This is a genomic window from Alicyclobacillus macrosporangiidus CPP55, assembly GCF_000702485.1.
Classification (GTDB): Bacteria; Bacillota; Bacilli; order Alicyclobacillales; family Alicyclobacillaceae; genus Alicyclobacillus_H; species Alicyclobacillus_H macrosporangiidus_B.
This window is the reverse complement of record NZ_JNIL01000001.1, coordinates 1,664,709-1,684,783: the sequence shown is the minus strand read 5'-3', so window position 1 is coordinate 1,684,783 and position 20,075 is coordinate 1,664,709. Positions and strand designations below refer to the sequence as shown.

The following is a 20,075-nucleotide window of genomic DNA, read 5'->3' as shown; positions in this document are numbered from 1 at the left end:
GATTTAGAGGAAACAGCAATATCCGAATTCGTAGAAGATTGTAGCAGAAATGCGACACCTGTGTATCACAATCGGACACTGTACGTGGGACCCGGTCTCGCGAAACCGGTTGATTTCGCCTGGGCAGCGGCCTTTGGGATTGGCACGCAATTTGCCTCGGCTTTTGTACGAACGCCGTTCGCGTATCCCACGGAGGCAAAGGAGGTTTCTCGCAGATGACGAGCCGCATTCAGGTGCTGGGGATCGATGCTGGCGGGACGATGACGGACACCTTTTTTGTGGATACAAACGGGAACTTCGTCGTCGGCAAGGCACAGAGCACACCCCAGGACGAGTCGGTCGGATTGGTCAATTCGTCTGTCGATGCGCTGGCGCAGTGGAATCTCACCGTGGAAGACGTCTTTCCGCAACTGGTCACCGCGGTGTACTCAGGCACCGCGATGCTCAATCGCATCGTTCAGCGAAAAGGCATGCGGGTCGGGCTCATCGTGAACCGGGGGATGGAGGATTTCCACCGGATGGGGCGGTCTGTTCAGTCGTATCTCGGATACTCCTATGAAGATCGCCTTCACCTGAATACCCACCGGTATGATCCGCCGCTTGTGCCACGGGAGCTGACCTTTGGTGTGACCGAGCGGGTGGACATGTTCGGCCAAGTGGTCATTCCATTGCGTGAACAGGAAGCGTACGAAGCGGCCCGGCAACTGGTGTCCCGAGGTGTGGAAGGGATTGTCATCAGTTTCTTGCACGCGTACAAAAATCCGGCTCATGAACGGCGTGTCCGGGACATCGTGCTTGAGGTGGTTCGCGAGTCGGGGAAAAACATTCCCGTGTTCGCTTCCTCGGACTATTATCCGGTGCGCAAGGAATCCCACCGGACCAACACCACCATTCTGGAGGCGTACGCTGCGGAGCCGTCGCGCAAGACGTTGGTCCAGATCAACGAGCGATTCAAACAGTACGGCGCCCGCTTCGACTTGCGGGTGATGGCCAGCCACGGCGGCACCATCAGCTGGACGGCCAAGGAATTGGCCAGGACGGCCGTATCGGGTCCCATCGGGGGTGTCATCGGGACGCGTTACTTGGGTGAACAGCTGGGTTACCGAAACATCGCCGCCACCGACATCGGCGGGACCAGCTTTGATATGGCGCTGGTCGTGCAGGGGCAATTCACCATCCAACACGACCCGGACATGGCCCGGTTGGTCTTGTCGTTGCCGCTCGTGCAGATGGACAGTGTGGGCTCCGGTGCCGGGAGTTACGTGCGGATCGATCCCTACACGCGGGCCATCCGTATCGGTCCGGACAGCGCAGGGTACCGCGTTGGCGTGTGCTGGCGGGAAAGCGGTGTCGAGACGGTCACCATATCGGATTGCCACGTGGTGCTGGGGTACATCAATCCGGAGAATTTCTTGGGCGGGCAGATTCGGCTGGACGTCGAACGGGCGCGAAGGGCCATTGAGGAGCAGATCGCTCGTCCGCTGGGGCTCAGCGTGGAGGAGGCCGCGGCTGGCGTCATTGAGCTGCTCGACACGAGGCTGCGGGATCATCTGCGCGCCATGATCAGCGGGAAAGGGTATCACCCCTCCGACTTCGTGTGCTTCTCCTACGGCGGGGCGGGTCCCGTGCACACGTACGGGTATACGGACGGGCTGGGCTTCCAGGAGATCATCGTCCCGGCGTGGGCCGCAGGCTTTTCCGCATTCGGCTGCGCGGCCGCGGAGTTTGAGTACCGCTACGACAAGAGCCTGGACATCAACGTGGCACCGGACGCGGATGCCGCCGAACGGCTTCAGGCGGTGGAAGAACTGCAAAGCGCCTGGACGGAGCTTGCGGAAAAGGTGATCGAGGAGTTCCGGCTGAACGGTTACTCGGCCGATCAGGTGACGCTTCTGCCGGGGTACCGGATGATGTATCGCGGACAACTCAACGATCTCGAGATTGATTCGCCGCTCGGCCGGGTGGAGACGGCAGAGGATTGGAACGTGCTGACGGACGCGTTTGAGAACACCTATGCGCGTGTGTACGCGAAGGCCGCCCGGAGTCCGGAGCTCGGCTTCACCATCACCGGTGCCATCATGCGGGGGCTCGTGGAGAGCGTCAAGCCGCGGATCCCGGAGGAAGCGTACGGGGGAATCACGCCACCGCGGGAGGCCCACCGCGGGCAGAGGCCGTTCTATTTTCGCAAGGGTTGGGTGAAAGCGGATGTCTGGGACATGGATACGCTTCGCGCCGGCAATCAGATTGAGGGTCCTGCCATCATCGAGGCGCCTGCGACCACGTTTGTGGTGCCGCCCGGATGGGTCACCACGCTGGATTCCCACCGGCTCTTCCACCTGAAACGGGTGGAGTGAAAATCTTCCTATCAAAGGAGGAACGAAACATGGCCAAGGTCGTCAGTGGTGTGGACTTCCGTCCGCTCAAGCTCGAGGGACAGGTGCTGAAGCAGCATCGCGACGCTGTACTGAACACCTCGCGCGAGACCGGGCACTATGCTGGCCTTACCCGAATGGATCTGAAGGAGAAGGACCCGATTCTTTACAACAAGATGTTTTCTCGTCTGCGGGCCGGCGTGGTCAATGCCCGTGAGACGGCAAAACGGATTGCCGCGTCTCCGATCGTCGAACAGGAGGGGGAGCTGTGCTTCACGCTGTACAATCCCGTGGGAGACTCCTTGATGACGTCGACGGGCATCATCATCCACGTGGGAACGATGGGTGCCGCCATCAAGTACATGATTGAGAACGGATGGGAGGAGAACCCGGGGATTCGTCCTGGAGATATCTTCACCAACAACGACTGCCTGTTAGGCAATGTGCACCCGTGCGACGTGCACACCATCGTCCCGATCTTCTGGGAGGATCAGTTGGTCGGATGGGTCGGGGGCGTCACCCACGTGATCGACACAGGCGCCGTGGGGCCCGGGTCGATGACCATGGGACCGGTGCAACGATTTGGGGACGGATACCAGGTGACGTGCCGAAAGACCGGGGAAAACGACCGGCCGTTGCGCGACTGGATCCACGAGAGTCAGCGGTCCATTCGTACCACCCGTTATTGGCTGTTGGATGAGCGCACCCGCATCGCGGGATGCCACATGATTCGGGATTTGGTGCTCGATCTCATCGCCGAGGTGGGGATCGACCGGTACATGCGGTTCGCGTACGAAGTCATCGAGGACGGGCGCCGCGGCCTGATCCGGCGCATTCGGTCGTTGACGGTGCCGGGCAAATACCGGGGCGTGGCGTTCGTCGACGTCGGCTATGCGCATCCCGATGTAAATGTGCCGCCCTACGCCAAGGTGGACACCATCATGCACGCGCCGCACGAGGTCACCATCCGGCCGGATGGGACGTGGAAGCTGGACTTCGACGGATCCAGCCGCTGGGGATGGCATTCCTTCAACGCCCAACCGGTTTCGTTCACGAGCGGTATCTGGGTGATGATGACTCAGACGCTCATCCCGACGGAACTTATCAACGACGGTGCATACTACGCGACGCAATTCCGACTGCCGAAAGGCACCTGGCAGAACCCGGACGATCGCCGTACGGCGCACTCGTACTCGTGGCACTTTTTGGTCTCTGCGTGGAGCGCGCTCTGGCGGAGCCTCAGCACCGCCTACTTCGCCCGCGGTTATCTCGAAGAGGTCAACGCCGGCAATGCCAACACCTCCAACTGGCTGCAAGGCGGCGGATTCAACCAGTATGACGAAATCCACGCGGTCAACAGCTTCGAGGCGGCCTCCGAAGGTACCGGTGCCTCTGCGGTCAAGGACGGATTGGATCACGCGGCGGCCATCTGGAACCCCGAGGGCGATATGGGCGATATGGAGATTTGGGAGCTGGCCGAACCGCTGATCTACTTGAGCCGGAATGTGAAGGCCAACTCCGGTGGTTACGGCAAGTACCGCGGTGGATGTGGTTACGAGACCCTCCGCATGGTGCACAACGCGAAAGACTGGACCATGTTCTTCATGGGGAACGGTTATATGTCCAGCGATTGGGGCCTGATGGGAGGGTACCCCGCAGCCACCGGGTATCGGTTTGAGGCGCATGGGACCGACCTGAAGCAAAGGATTGAGCAGGGACTGCCGTTGCCGCTCGGCCCGGACGCGGATCCCGATCATCCCCGATACGAACAGATGATGAAGGCGCAATCCATCCAGCGTGACAAGCAGACCATGACCACGGAGACCATTTTCGAGAATTACGATCTGTACCTCAATTACCTCCGCGGTGGCCCTGGTTTCGGGGATCCGATTGAGCGCGATCCGGAAAAGATCGAAGCGGACCTCAACGGGAACTACTTGCTTCCCCGCTATGCCGAGAAGGTGTACGGGGCGGTCATCTATCAGGATCCGGATGGCCGCTGGCACGTGGACCGGGAGGCGACGCGCGAGCGGCGCCAAGCCATCCGGCAGGAGCGAATTCAAAGAGGCCGGCCGACGCGCGAGTGGATGCAGGAAGAGCGCGAGCGCATCTTGCGCAAGGAGGCGTCGGTCCAGGTGCGTCACATGTTCGCGACCAGTTTCCAACTCAGCCCCAGATTCCTTGAGCAATTCAAACGGTTCTGGAATCTGCCGGCGGACTGGAACCTTACCGAGGATGAACTTGAAACGCCCACGTTTGGCGCGGATCACCGCATGAGCGTCGAACAATTGCCGGACGTCAAGCGCTTGGTCCTGGTGGAAGAGTGAGATACAGAATGCCCGACGGGCGTAAGGAGGTTGACCGAGATGGCTCATGATAAGAAGAAGATCGAAGAGCTGATAGACGGGACCATCGACTGGGAGACCCAACACCGCATGCTTTCGGAGCCCAAAGACGAGGAGCGATTTCAGACCTACCTGGAGATCCTCCAGGAACGGGTACCCTGGGATGACCGAATCCTGTTGCCGTATCAATATCACCTCTACGTCGTCCAGAAAAAGGATAGCGGCGAGCGCGTGATCAAATGCGACTGCGGGCATGAATTCTGCGACTACCGGGACAACTGGAAGCTGCATGCCCTGATTTACGTCCGGGACACGGAAGAGGCGCTGACCGAAATCTATCCGAAACTCATGGTTCCAGATCCCAATTGGCAGGTCTACCGGGAGTATTACTGCCCGGGATGCGGGACCTTGTTGGAGGTCGAAGCGCCCACGCCGTGGTATCCGGTCATCCACAACTGGGAACCTGACATCGAAACCTTTTACAGAGAGTGGTTGAAGGTACCCCTTCCGTAACAACGCTCGGCCGGCCGGGTCATCTCGGCCGGCCACCTCTCGCTGGTCCGTCGTACGGGGTCGGGATGTACTGTACCGTCGGGCGGCGCTGGGCCGGCTGCGGATAGAGATCCATCAGTTCGTACACCTCGACGGGGAGGCCGACGCGCACCGGCAGACCAAACTCCACCAACTGTTCCACGGTGATGGGATAATCGTGGGTCCACCGCCCCGAGGACAGAATCTTCGCCAGTTCCTCCGCCCGCTCGAGCGGCATTTTGTCCCGCAATCGCTCCACCACAAACCGCTCGACCTGCATCTGCGCCTTGCGCGCCATGTCCACGAGGATCAACGTCTCGTCGCGGATCTCGGCGATCGGCTTGTTCGCAACGACCTCCAGCAGGGAGGCGGCTGGGTACTGGCCGAGCTGCGGATCGACCGGGCCGAGCACGGCGTTGTCGTCCATGACGATCTCGTCGGCCGCCAGCGCGATCATCGTCCCGCCGGACATGGCGTAATGCGGGACGAAGACCGTCACCTTGGCGGGGTGGCGATCCAGCGCGCGGGCAATCTGTTCGGACGCCAGCACGAGACCGCCAGGGGTGTGCAGGATGAGGTCAATGGGCATGTGATCCGGCGTCAACCGGATGGCGCGCAGGACCTGTTCCGAATCGTCGATGGAGATGTAATTGCGCAGCGGCAAACCCAGGAAGCTGATGGTTTCCTGGCGGTGGATGAGCGTGATCACGCGTGTGCCGCGGCGCTTTTCCAACTGCCGGATGGCCCGCAGGCGTTGCATGTGGAGCCACTGCTGGCGCCAGACGGGCAACAGCGTCCACAGGAAGAAGAGGATCCAAAACCACATCGAACCCACCTCCGGTCCGTCCGGGGGCATGGATCTATCCGCGAAATGCCCGCTCCGAACCATCCCCAAGCAGTCTCCCCCCGAAACGCCACCTTATACCGATGCCCGCACAGCCAGGGGACTACTGTGCAGTATTTCGCATCCTCCCGACGGGATAGGTGCCGGGGTTGACACCGCGTGATCGACTGTTCTATATTACTAGTACACTAATTCACTGGTTCACTGGCGGTGGGCGCGTCGCGTGAACCGGATAAGGAGGATGCCCATGTCTCCGTGGCTCGCGATCGTGCGCAAGGACCTGCGCCTGACCCGGGCCCATGATCTGGTGTCGCTGATCGGCATTGTCATCGTCGAAAGCCTGCTCCTGTACGTCGCCTACCGTACCCACAGCGGGGTGGCGACCGTTCTCAGTTTCTTCCTGCTCGGATTGCACGCTTTCGCGCTGCCGGTGTATGTGTACATGAGTCTGGGCCGCGAGTGGCGCAAGACCTCGCCGTTGTGGCTGCATCTGCCGCAACCCGGATGGATGCTGTTGGGATCGAAATTTGTGTGTGGCCTGGTGCAGATGATCTTGTCGTTTGTCGTGACCGGCCTGTTTTCGGTGTGGCTGCTCGCCGTCGACAACCCGAACATGGTCGTGTTGACCCGTCTGGGCGATCCGCAGGTGCTGCGGTTTGACCTCCAGGTGGCCGGGTGGTTCACGGCGGCGGTGTTTGGGTTCGCCCTGTACATGGCGGTGTGGGGGGCGCTCATTTCGGTCGTGATGCGGTCGGTGAGACACGCGCTGGGACGATGGCGCTGGCTGATCGGGCTCGTTCTTGTGCTGCTCGCCACCTGGGGGATGGACGGTCTGCAGCAAACCGCCATCTACCACACCCTGTTCCACTGGGGTGCATGGGGCGTCGTGTTGACCTTGCCGGCACACCTGTTCGGAAATCCCGGCGGGCCGGCGACGGTTTCGCTGTTCAACGTGTACGCGGGAGACCTCTTGTTCAACGCGCTGCTGTTCGCGGTGCTGTTTACGGTGAGCGCCTGGCTCCTCGACCGGCGCGCCGAGGTGTGAGCCATGGGAGAGGACTTTCACCCGGCACAGCCCATCTATCTGCAGCTGGTGGATCGCATCTGCCGTGAGATCGTCCGGGGAGACCGGAAACCGGGCGACAGGCTGCCGTCCGTACGGGACATGGCGGTCCAGGCGGGGGTGAACCCCAACACGGTGCAGCGCGTTTACACGGAACTGGAGCGGATGCAGGTGGTGCTGACCCGGCGCGGCCAGGGCACCTTTGTCACGGAGGACGCGGAACGGCTGCGCGCGCTGCGGGCGGATCTGATGCACGGGCGAATTGCGGCATTTGTCCAGGACATGGCGGAGATGGGCTTCACAGGCGATGAAATTGTGCGAGGCGTTCAGGCGTTCGTGGAAGGAGGCACGCGGGAATGACGGTCATTGAGGTCGGTTCGCCCAAGGAGGAAAGCGTCGTGACGGAAACCCCCATCGTGCAATTTGATCAGGTGTCCAAACGGTACCGTCTGCGTTATGCGGTCCGCGATCTGACCTTCTCGCTTCCCTCGGGCCGCATCATCGGGATGATTGGCGCCAACGGTAGCGGCAAGTCGACGACGCTGAAGCTGATGGCGGGCCTCGCAAACCCCACCAGCGGACGGGTGTGGGTCTGCGGGCAGGAGGTCACCCGGCGCATCAGCCGCGTGGTCTCGTACCTGTCGGATCAGGATGCGCTCTATCCGTTCTACACGGCGGATGAACTCATCTCGTTTTACGCGGCCGTGTTTCCCGATTTCGACGCGGCCAAGGCCCGGGAGATGCTCGATTTCATGCAACTGCTGCCCGGCCAGCGGGCGGGCGAGCTGTCGAAGGGCAACCTCGGCCGGTTGAAGATGGTGCTGGCGCTCTCCCGAAACGCCCCGCTGATTCTCATGGATGAACCGTTGTCCGGGCTCGATCCGTTAGTGCGGCAATCCATTCTCAAGGGCCTGGTGTCCTTTGTCGATCTCGGTCGTCAGACGATTGTCATGTCCACCCACGAGGTGGCCGAAATTGAGCCGTTGCTGGACACGGCCATGCTGATGGCGGATGGTCAGGTTGTGGATGTGCGCGACATCGACGATCTGCGCAGCCAGGACGGGCTCACCCTCGTCGATTGGATGGCGTCGAAGCTGGTCAACCCCAAGACGCGCCGCTGAACGCCGCGGCACCGCTGCGGACTGGGCGCGGCGGGCACGGCATGGTGAAGAACCGGGCCGCCAGGCGTACCTGGCGGCCCGGAGAATCGGCCAGACGGGGGTCACTCCTCCCCGAACAGCGGCGTCGACAGATACCGCTCGCCCGTGTCGGGCAGGATGGCGACGATCACCTTGCCGCGGTTCTCCGGCCGGCTCGCCACCACGGACGCGGCGTGCACCGCTGCGCCGGACGAGATGCCGACGAGGATTCCTTCCTCCCGAGCCAGGGTGCGGGCGGCCGCAAACGCGTCCTCATGGGCGACTTGGACGACCTCGTCGTAGATTTTGGTGTTGAGCACCTCCGGTACGAAACCGGCGCCAATCCCCTGGATTTTGTGCGGTCCTGGTTTGCCCCCCGACAGCACAGGCGAATCCACCGGCTCGACGGCCACCGCCCGGAACGACGGCTTGCGCGCCTTGAGCACTTCGGCGACCCCGGTGATGGTTCCGCCGGTCCCGACGCCGCTGATGACGATGTCCACCTGTCCCTCCGTGTCCGTCCAGATCTCCTCGGCGGTGGTCCTGCGGTGGATCTCCGGATTGGCCGGGTTTTTGAACTGCTGCGGCATGAACGCGTTGGGGATGGTTTTCAAAAGTTCCTCCGCCTTGGCGATAGCCCCCTTCATCCCGAGCGCTCCCTCGGTCAACACCAGTTCGGCCCCGAGCGCCTTCAGCAGTTTCCGGCGCTCGATGCTCATGGTCTCCGGCATGCACAGGATGCACCGGTATCCTTTGGCGGCGCACACAAACGCGAGTGCGATGCCCGTGTTCCCGCTGGTGGGCTCGACAATCACCGTATCCTTGGTAATCAGCCCTTGCTGTTCAGCCGCTTCAATCATCGCGTAGCCAATGCGGTCCTTCACGCTGCCGAGCGGGTTGAAGTACTCGAGCTTGGCGAGGACCTCCGCCCCAGTGGCATCGCTGATGTGGTTGAGGCGGACCAGCGGCGTGCGTCCGATGAGTTCCGTGATGTTGCGTGCGACCTTCGGACGAGCGGACGTGCCATTCGTCATGGACATCAAACCTCTTCCTTTCGTATGCCGGCGTGGAGAACGCATTCGCTGCCCCTAGGATACCCAGGGGCCGGGCTCCACATGGCCGGAACGGATGATTTGGGTATACTCCCATTGTACCAATCGGTTTATAATTTTTATAGCGTCCATCGGGAAGGTGATGATTTTGTGCATCGCCCGGCCCTCTCTCGTTTGTCCCCATGAACCCCCTCGCGATTAGGTGGCTCAAATTGACACAGTGAAGACGAAAAAACATGACCCCGTTTATCAACTTTTGCGCTATCATGCTAGGTGTAAACCCATGAGATTCGTGAACGCCGAAGGGGACAGGACCTGAGTGCGGCGGTGAGAGGGAGTGGTCGGCAAATGCGGACGCTGAAGCTGACGAACCTGGAGGAGGGCGTTGAGGCCCAAGTGCAGGGATTGACGGGCCACCCGTTGTTTCGCAACCGCCTCATCTCCTTGGGGATCACGCCGCACAGCCAGATTGTGCTGGTGCGGCGGATGCCGCTCGGAGGGCCGCTCGAAGTCGAGGTCCGCGGCACGCGTTTGGCGATTCGCCGCAAAGACGCCGACCAGGTCTGGGTCTCTGTCGGCGGTTCGGTGTGAGTTCGTGCAGATCGGAGGCCACTGCCTTGAGAATCGCATTGGTGGGCAACCCGAATGTCGGCAAAACCACCCTGTTCAACGCCCTGACGGGCGCGCATCAAGAAGTCGCCAACTGGCCGGGGACCACGGTCGAATATGTCATCGGCAAGATCCGCACGAACGATGGCGGGGAAGAACTGGAATTGATCGATCTCCCGGGCATCTACGCCCTGACCGCGTACGCGCGGGACGAGCGCGTCACGCGGAACTTTCTTTTGTATGAACCGTTCGACGCCGTGATTGTGGTCGTCAACGCCTCCAGCTTGGAGAGAAACCTGTTCTTGGCCTTGGAAGTGTTGGAGCTCACGCCGCGCGTGGTGGTGGCGTTGAACATGGTGGACGTGGCACGGGAACAGGGCATCATGGTCGACGCCGACGGGCTGTCCCGCCGCCTCGGCGTGCCGGTGGTGCCGACGGTGGCGTCCCGAGGCACGGGGCTCGCGGAACTGGTGGCGTGGGTGCGGCGGATCGGAGGGCACCAGGTGGTCCCATTGCACACCTGGGTCGTTCCGTATCCCGCCGAGCTGCGCAAGGTATTGGAACCCCTGGCCGCGGAGTTGGCGGGCGCCGGCCGGTTTCGGCCAGAATGGGTCGCGCTGCGGCTTCTCCAAGGCGACGAGGAGATCACGCGGCAGGTGCACGTGGTGCCACGGGGGCAGCAGGCGGCGCGATTGGCCCTGTCCTGCTGTACGCAAGCCGCCGGGATCGACGTGGAATTGGGTGATGAGGCCATCGACCTGGATCCGGCGCTCCTGGCGAAGCTGCGGGCCCAGTATGAGGCGTTTGAGCTCCAGATTGCGGACGCCAAGTACAACCACATCTCCGGGCTGGTGAGCGAGTGTGTGCGGCGGCAGCCCCTCGGAAAGCAGACCATCACCGAACGGTTGGACGCCGTCTTGTTGCATCCGTTCTGGGGCTACCCGGCCATGGCGGCGGTCTTTTTCGCGGCCTTCTGGCTGTCGTTCGTGGCGAGCGCTCCGCTGTCGGACTGGGTCAGCAATGGCATCGGGTGGCTGGGCCAGCTGGCGGCCCGAGGGATGGCCGCGCTGGGGGCGCCAGCGTTCCTGCAGAGCCTTGCCGTCGACGGCGTGTTCGCCGGCGTCGGGGCGGTGTTGTCTTTCGTCCCGTACATGACCCTCTTTTTCGCGATCTACCAGTTGTTGCAGGACAGCGGGTACATGGCGCGGGCGTCCGTGCTGGTGGACCGATGGATGCAGAGCATCGGGCTGCACGGGAAGGGATTTTTCGCGCTGGTCTCGGCGTACGGGTGCAACGTCCCCGCGATGGCCGCGACGCGGGTGATGGAGAACCACCGGGATCGACTCTTGGCAAATCTGGTGATCCCGTTCATCCCCTGCAACGCCCGGCTCGGCGTGATGGCGGTGATGACGGCGGCCTTTTTCCCAGGGACTCGCGGCGCCTTTGTCATGATGGCGCTGTTGCTCATTTCGGCCGGCGTGGTCGCGGGGGCGGCGATGCTGTACCGCAAGACGGTGCTGCCTACGGATCCGGCGCCCCTGCTCATTGAGCTGCCGAATTACCACGTCCCGTCGCTGCGGAACATCGCCATTCCCACCTGGCACCGGGTGTGGATGTTCGTCAGCCGCATCTGGAAATTCCTCCTCTGGGCGACGCTGGCGACGTGGGCGCTGACCTACTTTCCGGTGGGCGCGCCGGTGGACCAGTCGTACGCCGCGCGTCTGGGGCACGTCTTGGCCCCCGTGGGGCAGTTGTACGGGTTCGACTGGCGGTTGATGATCGCCATCGTCTTTGGATTCGTCGCGAAGGAGACGACGCTCTCCACGCTGGGCGTCCTGTACGGCGCGGGCGCCGACGGGGCCTCGCTGTCCCATCTGCTGGCGCAGTCGATGACGCCCCTGGTCGCCTTCACCTACCTGGTTGTGTACATGCTGTATATCCCGTGTCTCTCGACGGTCATCCAGATGCACCGGGAGAGCGGAAGTTGGAAGTGGACGGCGGCCGGCATGGCGGTCAACGTGGGGGTGGCCTTCGGACTGGGGCTGGTGCTGGAGCGGCTGCTGGGGCTGTTTGGATGACGGAAGGGAGGCGTCCGGCATGCTGAGCCGGATTGAGGCGGCGTTTGCGGAGCGCAAGGTGTGGACCATAGACGGGTTGGCGGCGCACGTGGGCGTCTCGGTGGAGATGGTGCGCGCGGGGATCGAACAGCTCAAGCGCATGGGCCGGTTGACGGAGGATGCGGCGGGGCGGATTGAGCACTGCGTCAACCCTTCGCATGCCTGCAACCGCTGCGCTTTCCAGGGATTGTGCCTGGAGGAGAGCGCCCACCGAGCCGTCACCCATGTGATTCAACAGCCAGCGCAGCGGCCTGCCAAACCGGGCCATCAGCCGCAGCGCAACGCGTGAAGGATGGCCCGGTTGGCCGCCTGGTTCTTGCGGATTTGTCGCATGGCGTCCGCGGAGAGGAGTGCGAGCGGATGGGCCGGCCACTCGCCACAGATGTCGATCCCGATGATCCGGTGGCGGCGCCGCAGCCAGACGAGCCAGTACAAGAGCCGCCGGAGGTTCACGCTGCCCGCATCCCAGTCGGTCGCCGCGTCCGCCGGCCGCAGGACGTCTTTGTCCACGCTGATGTAGAGGGGCCACGGCCCCGCGGCTTGGTCGAGGCGTTCGGCGACGGACCGCGGTGTATCCTGTCGGACGGTCGCCTCGTCCAACACGCGGACGCGGGGTGCGCCCGGACAGGTTCCCGACCCCTCCGAACCGGGCCGGGGCGCGTCCGCCCTGCAGCCCGCGATGACGATCCGCCGGAGCTGCGGCAAGCGGTCGAGCGCGACGCTCACCCAGGAGCCGCAGCTGAGCGGAGGGTTCGGCATCGGCGCGAGATCGGTGTGGTGATCAAACAGGACGAGGGTGAAGGGCTCCCGGATCTCGGACAGGAGCAGATACGAGACGTAGTGGTAGTTGCCGCTGCCGATGAAGGTGACGCCGCGCCAACGCCGGCGCGCCAGGCGGCTTTGGATAGTCCGGGCGGCGAACGGATCGCACAGGCCTTTCGTCCCAGCGATGTCCGTGCAATCCACCCATTCAGACGGAATCGGCAGTTGGAGATCCTGCACCCGCAAGGTGCCGTCGAAGTCGAGGAAAGTCACGCCCAGATCGCCTGTGTACATCCGCATCACCTCGTGTGAAGCGTCTGCAACCGGGATCGGCGGGAATACCCCGTCGAGGAAACCTTTGGGTTGTCGGCGCACGAACGAGGCGCCCGTCCTCATCATACCAGATGTCGAGCCGCAAGAGCGGTACAATAAACGAGGTGAAATCCGCGTCGAAAGGTGGTATGCCGGATGCGGTTGAGCGTGCTGGATCAATCCCCGATGTCCATTGGCGGCACCGCGCACCAGGCGCTGGAGGAGACGGCGCGGTTGGCGCAGTGGGTGGAGCGGCTCGGGTACACCCGGTTCTGGGTTTCGGAACACCACGACACCCGGTCGTTGGCGGGATCGTCGCCGGAGGTGCTCCTGGCGCACCTGGGGGCGCGCACAGAGCGCATCCGCATCGGATCGGGCGGGGTGATGCTGCCGCACTACAGCGCGTACAAGGTCGCGGAGAACTTTCGCCTGCTGGAGGCGCTGTATCCCCAGCGGATCGATCTCGGTCTCGGGCGGGCTCCTGGCGGCATGCCGCGATCCACGATGGCCTTGCGGGAGGGGCGGCCGCGGGAACCGGACTACCTGCAGCAGGTGCAGGACGTCATGTACTATCTCACGGACTCGCTGCCGGAGGATCACCGCTTCCGCGGTCTGACCGCGACGCCGGTGACGGACACGGTGCCCGAGGTGTGGTTGCTGGGATCCAGTGATTGGAGCGCCCACGCAGCGGCACATCTGGGTACGGCGTTCATGTTCGCCCAGTTCATCAACGGCGAAGGCGGGGTGGAGGCGGTGCACGCCTACCGGGAGCGGTTCCGGCCGTCTCCCTTGTGGCCGGAACCGGTGGCGGGGGTGGCGGTGTTCTGCGTGTGCGCTGACACGGACGCGGAGGCGGAGCGGATCGCGTCGAGCCTGGATCTCTCCCTGCTGATGCTGGCCAACGGCCAACCGTCGGCGGGTACGCCGACCATCGAGATGGCGCTGAACTATCCGTACAGTAAGTACGAGCGGGCGGTGGTCCTGGAGAACCGCAAACGGATGGTCGTGGGCGGCCCGGAGAGCGTCAAGCAGCAGTTGGAAGCCCTGGCGCAGGCCTATGGGGTCGACGAGGTGATGCTGACCACGCGGACGGAGCGGTTCGAGGACCGGCTGCACAGTTTTGAGTTGGTCGCCCAGGCGTTCGGGCTGACGGGGTGAGCGGGCTGCGGCCAGGGGGGTCCATCCTCGGGCTGGAGAAGGCGCAGACGGCCGTTCCTGCCGCCGCCTGTACCGCCCATTTTGTGAACGTCGCGTGAATTATCGGTGAACATCGACGGAATTCGACAAATTCCACTTGATTGAAGATGCGTCCGGTGGTTATACTGTACAAGTAGACGAAATTGTCGAACGCGATCAGAAAGGACGACACCGGAGATGAAGCAACTGTATGTGGTTTGGTACTCGAATGGTGACGGGTGGCGCCCGAGCCGCCCGATGACGAAGGAGTTCGCGGAATCCCACGCGACATCCCTGGAATCTCAGGGCTACACGACGATGATCCGCCCGCAGTTCCAGGCGACCATGGACGACATCCTCGAAGAGTGATTCAGCGGCGGGCCTCCCTCTGGAGGCCCGCCCAATTTCGCTTTCGCTTCGTCCTACCCCTCGGCCGGCGTCTCGGCCTGCGCCAGGAGAATCCGGAATCCTTCCCGGGGCGGCGCGAACACATCGATGACCGTGCAAGGTTCCGGTCCGGCCGTCACCTGATGAGGGACGTTGCTCGGGATCGCCACCACGCCGCCTGGCCCAACCTCCTCCCGGCGATGCCCCACTTCGAACACCAACCGCCCCTGCAACACGATGGACAGCTGCTCCTCCGTGTGCTGATGCATCGGCGCCACCGCTCCCGGTGTGAACGTGGCGTAGCTCAGGGTCATGTTTTTGGTGAACAGCGGGTGCAGCTTGACCCCTTGGGCTGCCGCGAAGCCTTGGAGCTGTTCCAACTGCGTGAAAATGGGGTCATAGTCCGCTTTCCCGTCCCATTCGACTGAGGTCGCAAAATACGACTCGCTCATGCCATCCCCTCCCTGATTCGTCGATCCCCGGAACAGTTCGAGGCCGCAGGGCCGATCTCCTCCAGGCGGCGGGATGTACGCTATCGTCGCTGTCGGCCAGCCGTCCGGCGGCTGGCCGGCGTTCGACTGCTGGCTGCCGCCCGCAGGCTCGTCTCGACCTCTCCGGTCAACCGGCAAATGGGGGGCTGTCCCATGTTGGGGAAGCCCGTCACGGGGCTTCGGTTGTAGGCGGATAACACCGCGTCCAGGCGCCGCTGCAGGTCTGCCACGGTCACCTCGTCCCCGGCCGGCACCATGCTCAGCCATTTTGGCAGGACCGCCTTGAGCAAACGGATCGCAAAGGCCGACCGGAATGCTTCTCCCTCGAGGGGATGCACCTGTTGCAGCGTAAACCCGTGCTGGGCGAGAAACGAGGCGACCTCAACCCGCCACAGCAGTTCCCGGCCCACCAACGACCCCCCGGCCTGCACCAGCCCGAAGGCGTACCCGGAAAACGTATCGATGGCGAAATGGACATGCACAGGAACGCGCGCCATCGAACGGGCGCCCGCCGCCCCCACCGGGCCGGCGGAAAAGATCAAGACGCGCTCTCCCGGCCGCGATCCGCACAGTTGCCGTTCGCGAAAACAGGGATCGTGCGCTTCCAATGCCCGCACCTGTTCCTCATTCGGCGTCAGTCCTCCGCAGAGGACCTGCCATTCCAATCGTTCCATCCGCTGCCACGCGTAGTTCAGGCGCTCCTGAGTGAATACCTGCAGGACCTTTCGGACGCTGACCATGACACCCCGGTCTCGCAGGGCGCCTGCGATGCGCTGGGCACCCCACCGGGGATGTCTCAGACTTTCCTCGAGAATGGCCTGTTTCAGTTCCGGCGGGATCACGGGGGACTTGCCAGGGCCACTCCTGGGCGGACGGCGCACCGGGGCTTTCGCGGCGCGGCGCTGCCTCTGGCCCCCGCGCTGGCGCGGAGGGCGGCAGAAGATGACGGGGGAGGGGCAGTCGAGATCGACCGATGTCAGGTGGTCGCAGAACAGGCAGATATCCACCGCGATGTTTCCACGGTTCGGACAATTCACACGCCCGCTCACGACGGAGAGCCGGGCCATCGAGGCCAACCGTCCCACCCCTTTCAGGGACAATACTAAATTTCACCACGATGCGTACACAAGACCACTTTGGAACGGTCCAAGCGGACTATGGCGGTGCCCATCCGGACTACCGGCAAAAATAAGAAGTTCGAGCCTTTTCCAGTTCCCGTAATTCCGGCATGATGGCCTCGAAGCCGGATGCACCTCACACAGTCCGTCGCTGCTGCAAGTCCACACGAAACAACACGTGAAAGGAGTGGGTTATGGGATGCGTCCTTCGTGGTGGAAGTTCGCCTTCACCCTGGCGGCCGGTGCGGGAATCTCCCTACTGACGTCCGGGTGCGGCGAGGAGATCCGGGTGTTTCAGCCGGCGGGACCCGTTGCCCGAAGCGAACTGGAGCTCATCTGGCTACAGATGGGTCTCACCGCTGTCGTCATCATCCCGGTGATCCTGCTGTTGGCCTGGATTGTGATTCGGTACCGGAACAAACCGGGCAACCGGGCGCCGTACCAGCCGGAGTTCGCGGAGAGCCGGACGTTGGAGATCGTCTGGTGGGCGATCCCCATCGTGATCGTCGGCATCCTGGGCACGGTCACCTGGCACAAGACATACGCCTTGGCCCAGTCGCCCAACCCGAGCAAGGAACCGCTCAAGATTGAAGTGATGTCCCTGAACTGGAAATGGTTGTTCTTCTATCCGGATCAAAAGATCGCGACGGTCAACTACGCCGAGATCCCCACGGATCGCCCGGTGGAGTTTTTGCTGACGGCCAATGCGCCAATGAACGCGTTCTGGGTGCCCAATCTCGGCGGTATGGAGTACACCATGCCGGGGATGGTGACGTCCCTTTGGCTACAGGCCGACAAAGCGGGCGAGTATTACGGCCACGGCGGCAATTTCACCGGACCGGGATTCGCGCAGATGCAGTTCCGCGTGGTCGCGAAGCCGCAGAGCGACTTTGACGCCTGGGTGCGGCAGGTGGCCAACTCCGCGCCGGACATGACGAAGGCGGACTACGACAAACTCACGCAGCCGAGCGTGTTGGGTGAGCTGTCCTTTTCCTCGTATCCGGAGGGGATCTTCGAGCAGACCGTGATGGACGAGGGCGGCATGTACATGGATCACGACCGGGCCATGCTCGGGAACATGATGCCGCACTCGTGATGGGTTTCCGGAACGTCCTTGAAAAGGAGGGTTTCTGATGGGTGACAGCCTGACGAATACCGCAGGGCACTTTTTCGTCACGGGCGATCCGATGATCATCGCGTCGGATGTGGCCATCGTCCTGGTGTCTCTCGGCATCGTCTTCACGCTGACCTACTTCAAGAAGTGGAAGTGGTTGTGGCGTGAATGGTTGACCACGGTCGACCACAAGAAGATTGCCATCATGTACCTGATCTCGGCCATCCTGATGCTGTTCCGCGGCGGCGTGGATGCTCTGCTGATGCGCACCCAGTTGGCGCTGCCGAACATGAAGCTGCTCAGCGCGGAACACTACGATCAGATCTTCACCACCCACGGGACCATCATGATTTTGTTCATGGCGATGCCGTTTATCTTCGCCATGTTCAACGCGGTGGTGCCGTTGCAAATTGGCGCACGGGACGTGGCGTTCCCTTACCTGAACGCCATCAGTTTCTGGCTGTTTTTCTTCGGGGCGCTTCTGTTCAACATCTCTTTCGTCATCGGGGGATCACCCGACGCCGGTTGGACCAGCTATCCGCCGTTGACGGAGCTCCAGTTCGATCCGGGCGTGGGCGAGAACTACTACCTGCTGGCGCTGTCCATCTCAGGTATCGGGACCATCGCCACGGGCATCAACTTCCTCGCCACCATCATCAAGATGCGGGCACCCGGCATGACGCTGATGAAGATGCCGCTGTTCACCTGGGCTGTCCTGGGCACGTGCATCATCATCCTGTTCGTGTTCCCGGTGCTGTCGGTGGCGCTGGCGCTCTTGCTGATTGACCGGTTGTTCGGTGCCCATTTCTTCACGATGATGTACGGCGGCAACCCGATGCAGTTCGTCAACCTGTTCTGGATTTGGGGTCACCCGGAGGTGTACATCGCAGTCCTGCCGGCGTTCGGCATCTACTCCGAAGTGGTGTCGACCTTTTCCCAGAAAAAGATCTTCGGGTACAAGTCGATGGTGGCCTCCATCATGGCCATCAGCATCATCGGCAACCTGACCTGGGTGCACCACTTCTTCACCATGGGCGCGGGTCCCGCGGTGAACACGTTCTTCTCCATCACGACGATGGCGGTGGCCATCCCGACGGGCGTGAAGGTGTTCAACTGGCTGATGACCATGTACCGTGGCCGCATCACCCTGAGCCTGCCGATGATGTGGGTGCTGGCGTTCATCCCAAACTTCGCCCTGGCCGGTGCGACCGGCGTGTGGCTGGCCGAGGCGCCGACGGACTACCAGTACCACAACTCGTACTTCACGGTGGCCCACTTCCATCAGGCGCTCATCGGCGGCGTGGTATACGGGATGTTGGCGGGCATGTATTACTGGTGGCCGAAGATGTTCGGCTTCAAACTCAAGGAGAAGTTCGGAAAGTGGGCGTTCTGGTTCTTCAACATCGGCTTTTACGTGTGCTTCATACCGCAATACGTGCTCGGGCTGATGGGCATGCAGCGGCGCATGTACACGTACACGCCGGACATGCACTGGACGGCGCTCAACTTCGTCTCCACCATCGGCGCGTATCTGATGGGCATCGGGTTCTTGTGCATCGCGGCGCAGATCATCCACAGCCTGGTGCACATGGAGAAGGACCTGACGGGCGATCCGTGGGGCGGGCGCACGCTGGAATGGTCTCTGCCTTCGCCGCCTCCGCACTACAACTTCGCCGTGATTCCGCAGGTCTCGGATCGCGACGAGTGGTGGGAGCGCAAACGGCGCGGTGAGCAGGACGCGCTCAAACCGCGGCCGGAGGACATTCGCAATGTCCACATGCCGAAGAACTCGGGTGTGCCCTTCCTGATGGGCGTGTGCTTCTTCATCGCAGGTTTTGGTTTCACGTTTGGTTGGATCGCGGTGGGGGCGGCCGGCCTGCTCGGCGTCCTGGTATGCCTTGCGCACCGGTCCCTCGACCAGCACCCCGACCATGACATTCCGGCGGATGAAATTCGGCGCACGGAAGCGGCGCTGGGGAGGTTGTGACGATGGCGGTGAGGATGGAGGAGGTGCTCACCCGGCGGACCGGTGATCCGTCTTCGACGGATCACCCCGGCAACCGGTTGGAGCTCTCCACGGAAGACGGGGTCACCAAGATCTTTGGATTCTGGATGTTTCTCGTCTCGGACGTGCTGCTGTTCGCCACCCTGTTCGCCACCTACGTGGTGATCTACACCCACACCGCGGACGGGCCTTCGGCGGCGGAACTGTTCCGTCACGACGTCAGCGGATTCCTGGCGGAGACGCTGGCGCTGTTGACCAGCAGCTTCACCTGCGGCCTGGCCACCTGGGAGATGCATCAGGGGCGTGCCGGCCGTCTCAAGCTCTGGATGATCATCACCCTGTTGCTCGGACTGACGTTCCTCGGGCTGGAGATCACGGAGTTTCACGATTTCGTGAGCCAAGGTGCGACCATGCAGACGAGCGCTTTCCTCTCCGGGTTCTACACCCTGGTCGGCACGCACGGCGCGCACGTGACGCTCGGCATCCTGTGGATGTCGCTCATCCTGTACCAACTCGTTCGCTTTGGACTAAACGCCGTCACGGCGCGAAAGTTTTACATCGTCGGCCTGTACTGGCACTTCCTCGACATCGTGTGGGTGTTGATCTTCACGGTCGTTTATCTGACGGGGGTGATGTGA

Annotated in this window: 19 protein-coding genes; 14 read left to right on the top strand and 5 right to left on the bottom strand. The window is 62.6% G+C overall.

Annotation, left to right across the window (positions count from 1 at the left end; genetic code table 11):
* Positions 1 to 215: 215 nt before the first annotated feature.
* Genes N687_RS0108440 through N687_RS0108430 form a run of 3 tightly spaced genes read left to right on the top strand, consistent with a single transcriptional unit; the run spans position 216 to position 5,230 of the window.
* On the top strand, positions 216 to 2,354 hold the full coding sequence (locus N687_RS0108440; RefSeq protein ID WP_029421442.1) for a hydantoinase/oxoprolinase family protein: 2,139 nt from the start codon (positions 216 to 218) through the stop codon (positions 2,352 to 2,354).
* 29 nt (positions 2,355 to 2,383) lie between these two features.
* Entirely contained in the window at positions 2,384 to 4,699 is a 2,316-nt protein-coding gene (locus N687_RS0108435; RefSeq protein WP_029421441.1) for a hydantoinase B/oxoprolinase family protein, read from the top strand.
* Between the two features lie 39 nt (positions 4,700 to 4,738).
* Positions 4,739 to 5,230, top strand: a complete 492-nt coding sequence (locus tag N687_RS0108430) for an acetone carboxylase subunit gamma (protein ID WP_029421440.1) — start codon at positions 4,739 to 4,741, stop codon at positions 5,228 to 5,230.
* A gap of 19 nt (positions 5,231 to 5,249) precedes the next feature.
* On the opposite strand, the gene N687_RS0108425 is transcribed toward N687_RS0108430, so the two are convergent.
* Positions 5,250 to 6,074: an SDH family Clp fold serine proteinase gene (locus N687_RS0108425; protein ID WP_029421439.1), complete on the bottom strand. Its 825-nt coding sequence runs from the start codon at positions 6,072 to 6,074 to the stop codon at positions 5,250 to 5,252.
* A gap of 265 nt (positions 6,075 to 6,339) precedes the next feature.
* Here N687_RS0108425 and N687_RS0108420 point away from each other — a divergent pair, with 265 nt between their 5' ends.
* Genes N687_RS0108420 through N687_RS0108410 form a run of 3 tightly spaced genes read left to right on the top strand, consistent with a single transcriptional unit; the run spans position 6,340 to position 8,276 of the window.
* Positions 6,340 to 7,137: a hypothetical protein gene (locus N687_RS0108420; RefSeq protein ID WP_029421438.1), complete on the top strand. Its 798-nt coding sequence runs from the start codon at positions 6,340 to 6,342 to the stop codon at positions 7,135 to 7,137.
* 3 nt (positions 7,138 to 7,140) lie between these two features.
* Positions 7,141 to 7,515 carry a GntR family transcriptional regulator gene (locus N687_RS0108415; RefSeq protein ID WP_029421437.1) on the top strand — a complete coding sequence of 125 codons (375 nt, stop codon included), beginning with the start codon at positions 7,141 to 7,143 and terminating at the stop codon, positions 7,513 to 7,515.
* Positions 7,512 to 8,276 carry an ABC transporter ATP-binding protein gene (locus N687_RS0108410; protein ID WP_231493434.1) on the top strand — a complete coding sequence of 255 codons (765 nt, stop codon included), beginning with the start codon at positions 7,512 to 7,514 and terminating at the stop codon, positions 8,274 to 8,276. Before N687_RS0108415 ends, N687_RS0108410 begins: the two co-directional genes overlap by 4 nt.
* Positions 8,277 to 8,377: 101 nt before the next feature.
* On the opposite strand, the gene cysK is transcribed toward N687_RS0108410, so the two are convergent.
* The gene (gene cysK / locus N687_RS0108405) at positions 8,378 to 9,334 is read right to left on the bottom strand and encodes a cysteine synthase A (RefSeq protein WP_269320489.1); all 957 of its coding nucleotides are present in this window, start codon (positions 9,332 to 9,334) and stop codon (positions 8,378 to 8,380) included.
* A 360-nt stretch (positions 9,335 to 9,694) separates the two neighbouring features.
* Here cysK and N687_RS0108400 point away from each other — a divergent pair, with 360 nt between their 5' ends.
* The 3 genes from N687_RS0108400 to N687_RS0108390 are packed head-to-tail and all read left to right on the top strand — an operon-like array spanning position 9,695 to position 12,361.
* Positions 9,695 to 9,937, top strand: a complete 243-nt coding sequence (locus tag N687_RS0108400) for a FeoA family protein (protein ID WP_051663076.1) — start codon at positions 9,695 to 9,697, stop codon at positions 9,935 to 9,937.
* A gap of 26 nt (positions 9,938 to 9,963) precedes the next feature.
* Entirely contained in the window at positions 9,964 to 12,033 is a 2,070-nt protein-coding gene (feoB, locus tag N687_RS0108395; RefSeq protein WP_029421433.1) for a ferrous iron transport protein B, read from the top strand.
* A 19-nt stretch (positions 12,034 to 12,052) separates the two neighbouring features.
* Positions 12,053 to 12,361 (top strand): FeoC-like transcriptional regulator, encoded by a 309-nt coding sequence (locus N687_RS0108390; RefSeq protein WP_029421432.1) that lies wholly within the window; start codon positions 12,053 to 12,055, stop codon positions 12,359 to 12,361.
* Here the strand turns inward: N687_RS0108390 and N687_RS0108385 are convergent.
* Positions 12,340 to 13,128, bottom strand: a complete 789-nt coding sequence (locus tag N687_RS0108385) for an arginase family protein (RefSeq protein ID WP_029421431.1) — start codon at positions 13,126 to 13,128, stop codon at positions 12,340 to 12,342. The two genes, N687_RS0108390 and N687_RS0108385, sit on opposite strands and share 22 nt — an antisense overlap.
* 174 nt (positions 13,129 to 13,302) lie before the next feature.
* On the opposite strand from N687_RS0108385, the gene N687_RS0108380 reads away from it, so the two are divergent.
* Together N687_RS0108380 and N687_RS23835 are read left to right on the top strand one after the other, a co-directional pair.
* Positions 13,303 to 14,304 (top strand): LLM class flavin-dependent oxidoreductase, encoded by a 1,002-nt coding sequence (locus N687_RS0108380; protein ID WP_029421430.1) that lies wholly within the window; start codon positions 13,303 to 13,305, stop codon positions 14,302 to 14,304.
* A 216-nt stretch (positions 14,305 to 14,520) separates the two neighbouring features.
* Positions 14,521 to 14,691 carry a hypothetical protein gene (locus tag N687_RS23835; protein WP_156040085.1) on the top strand — a complete coding sequence of 57 codons (171 nt, stop codon included), beginning with the start codon at positions 14,521 to 14,523 and terminating at the stop codon, positions 14,689 to 14,691.
* A 53-nt stretch (positions 14,692 to 14,744) separates the two neighbouring features.
* Here N687_RS23835 and N687_RS24385 read toward each other — a convergent pair whose 3' ends face one another.
* On the bottom strand, positions 14,745 to 15,161 hold the full coding sequence (locus N687_RS24385) for a cupin domain-containing protein (RefSeq protein WP_051663075.1): 417 nt from the start codon (positions 15,159 to 15,161) through the stop codon (positions 14,745 to 14,747).
* Positions 15,162 to 15,241: 80 nt separating this feature from the next.
* Positions 15,242 to 16,276: a helix-turn-helix domain-containing protein gene (locus N687_RS24380; protein ID WP_029421428.1), complete on the bottom strand. Its 1,035-nt coding sequence runs from the start codon at positions 16,274 to 16,276 to the stop codon at positions 15,242 to 15,244.
* A gap of 241 nt (positions 16,277 to 16,517) precedes the next feature.
* Between N687_RS24380 and N687_RS0108360 the strand changes: the two genes are divergently transcribed.
* The 3 genes from N687_RS0108360 to N687_RS0108350 are packed head-to-tail and all read left to right on the top strand — an operon-like array spanning position 16,518 to position 20,075.
* Entirely contained in the window at positions 16,518 to 17,414 is an 897-nt protein-coding gene (locus N687_RS0108360) for a ubiquinol oxidase subunit II (RefSeq protein ID WP_051663074.1), read from the top strand.
* Positions 17,415 to 17,451: 37 nt separating this feature from the next.
* On the top strand, positions 17,452 to 19,419 hold the full coding sequence (locus tag N687_RS0108355; RefSeq protein WP_029421426.1) for a cbb3-type cytochrome c oxidase subunit I: 1,968 nt from the start codon (positions 17,452 to 17,454) through the stop codon (positions 19,417 to 19,419).
* 2 nt (positions 19,420 to 19,421) lie between these two features.
* On the top strand, positions 19,422 to 20,075 hold the full coding sequence (locus N687_RS0108350) for a cytochrome c oxidase subunit 3 (protein ID WP_231493433.1): 654 nt from the start codon (positions 19,422 to 19,424) through the stop codon (positions 20,073 to 20,075).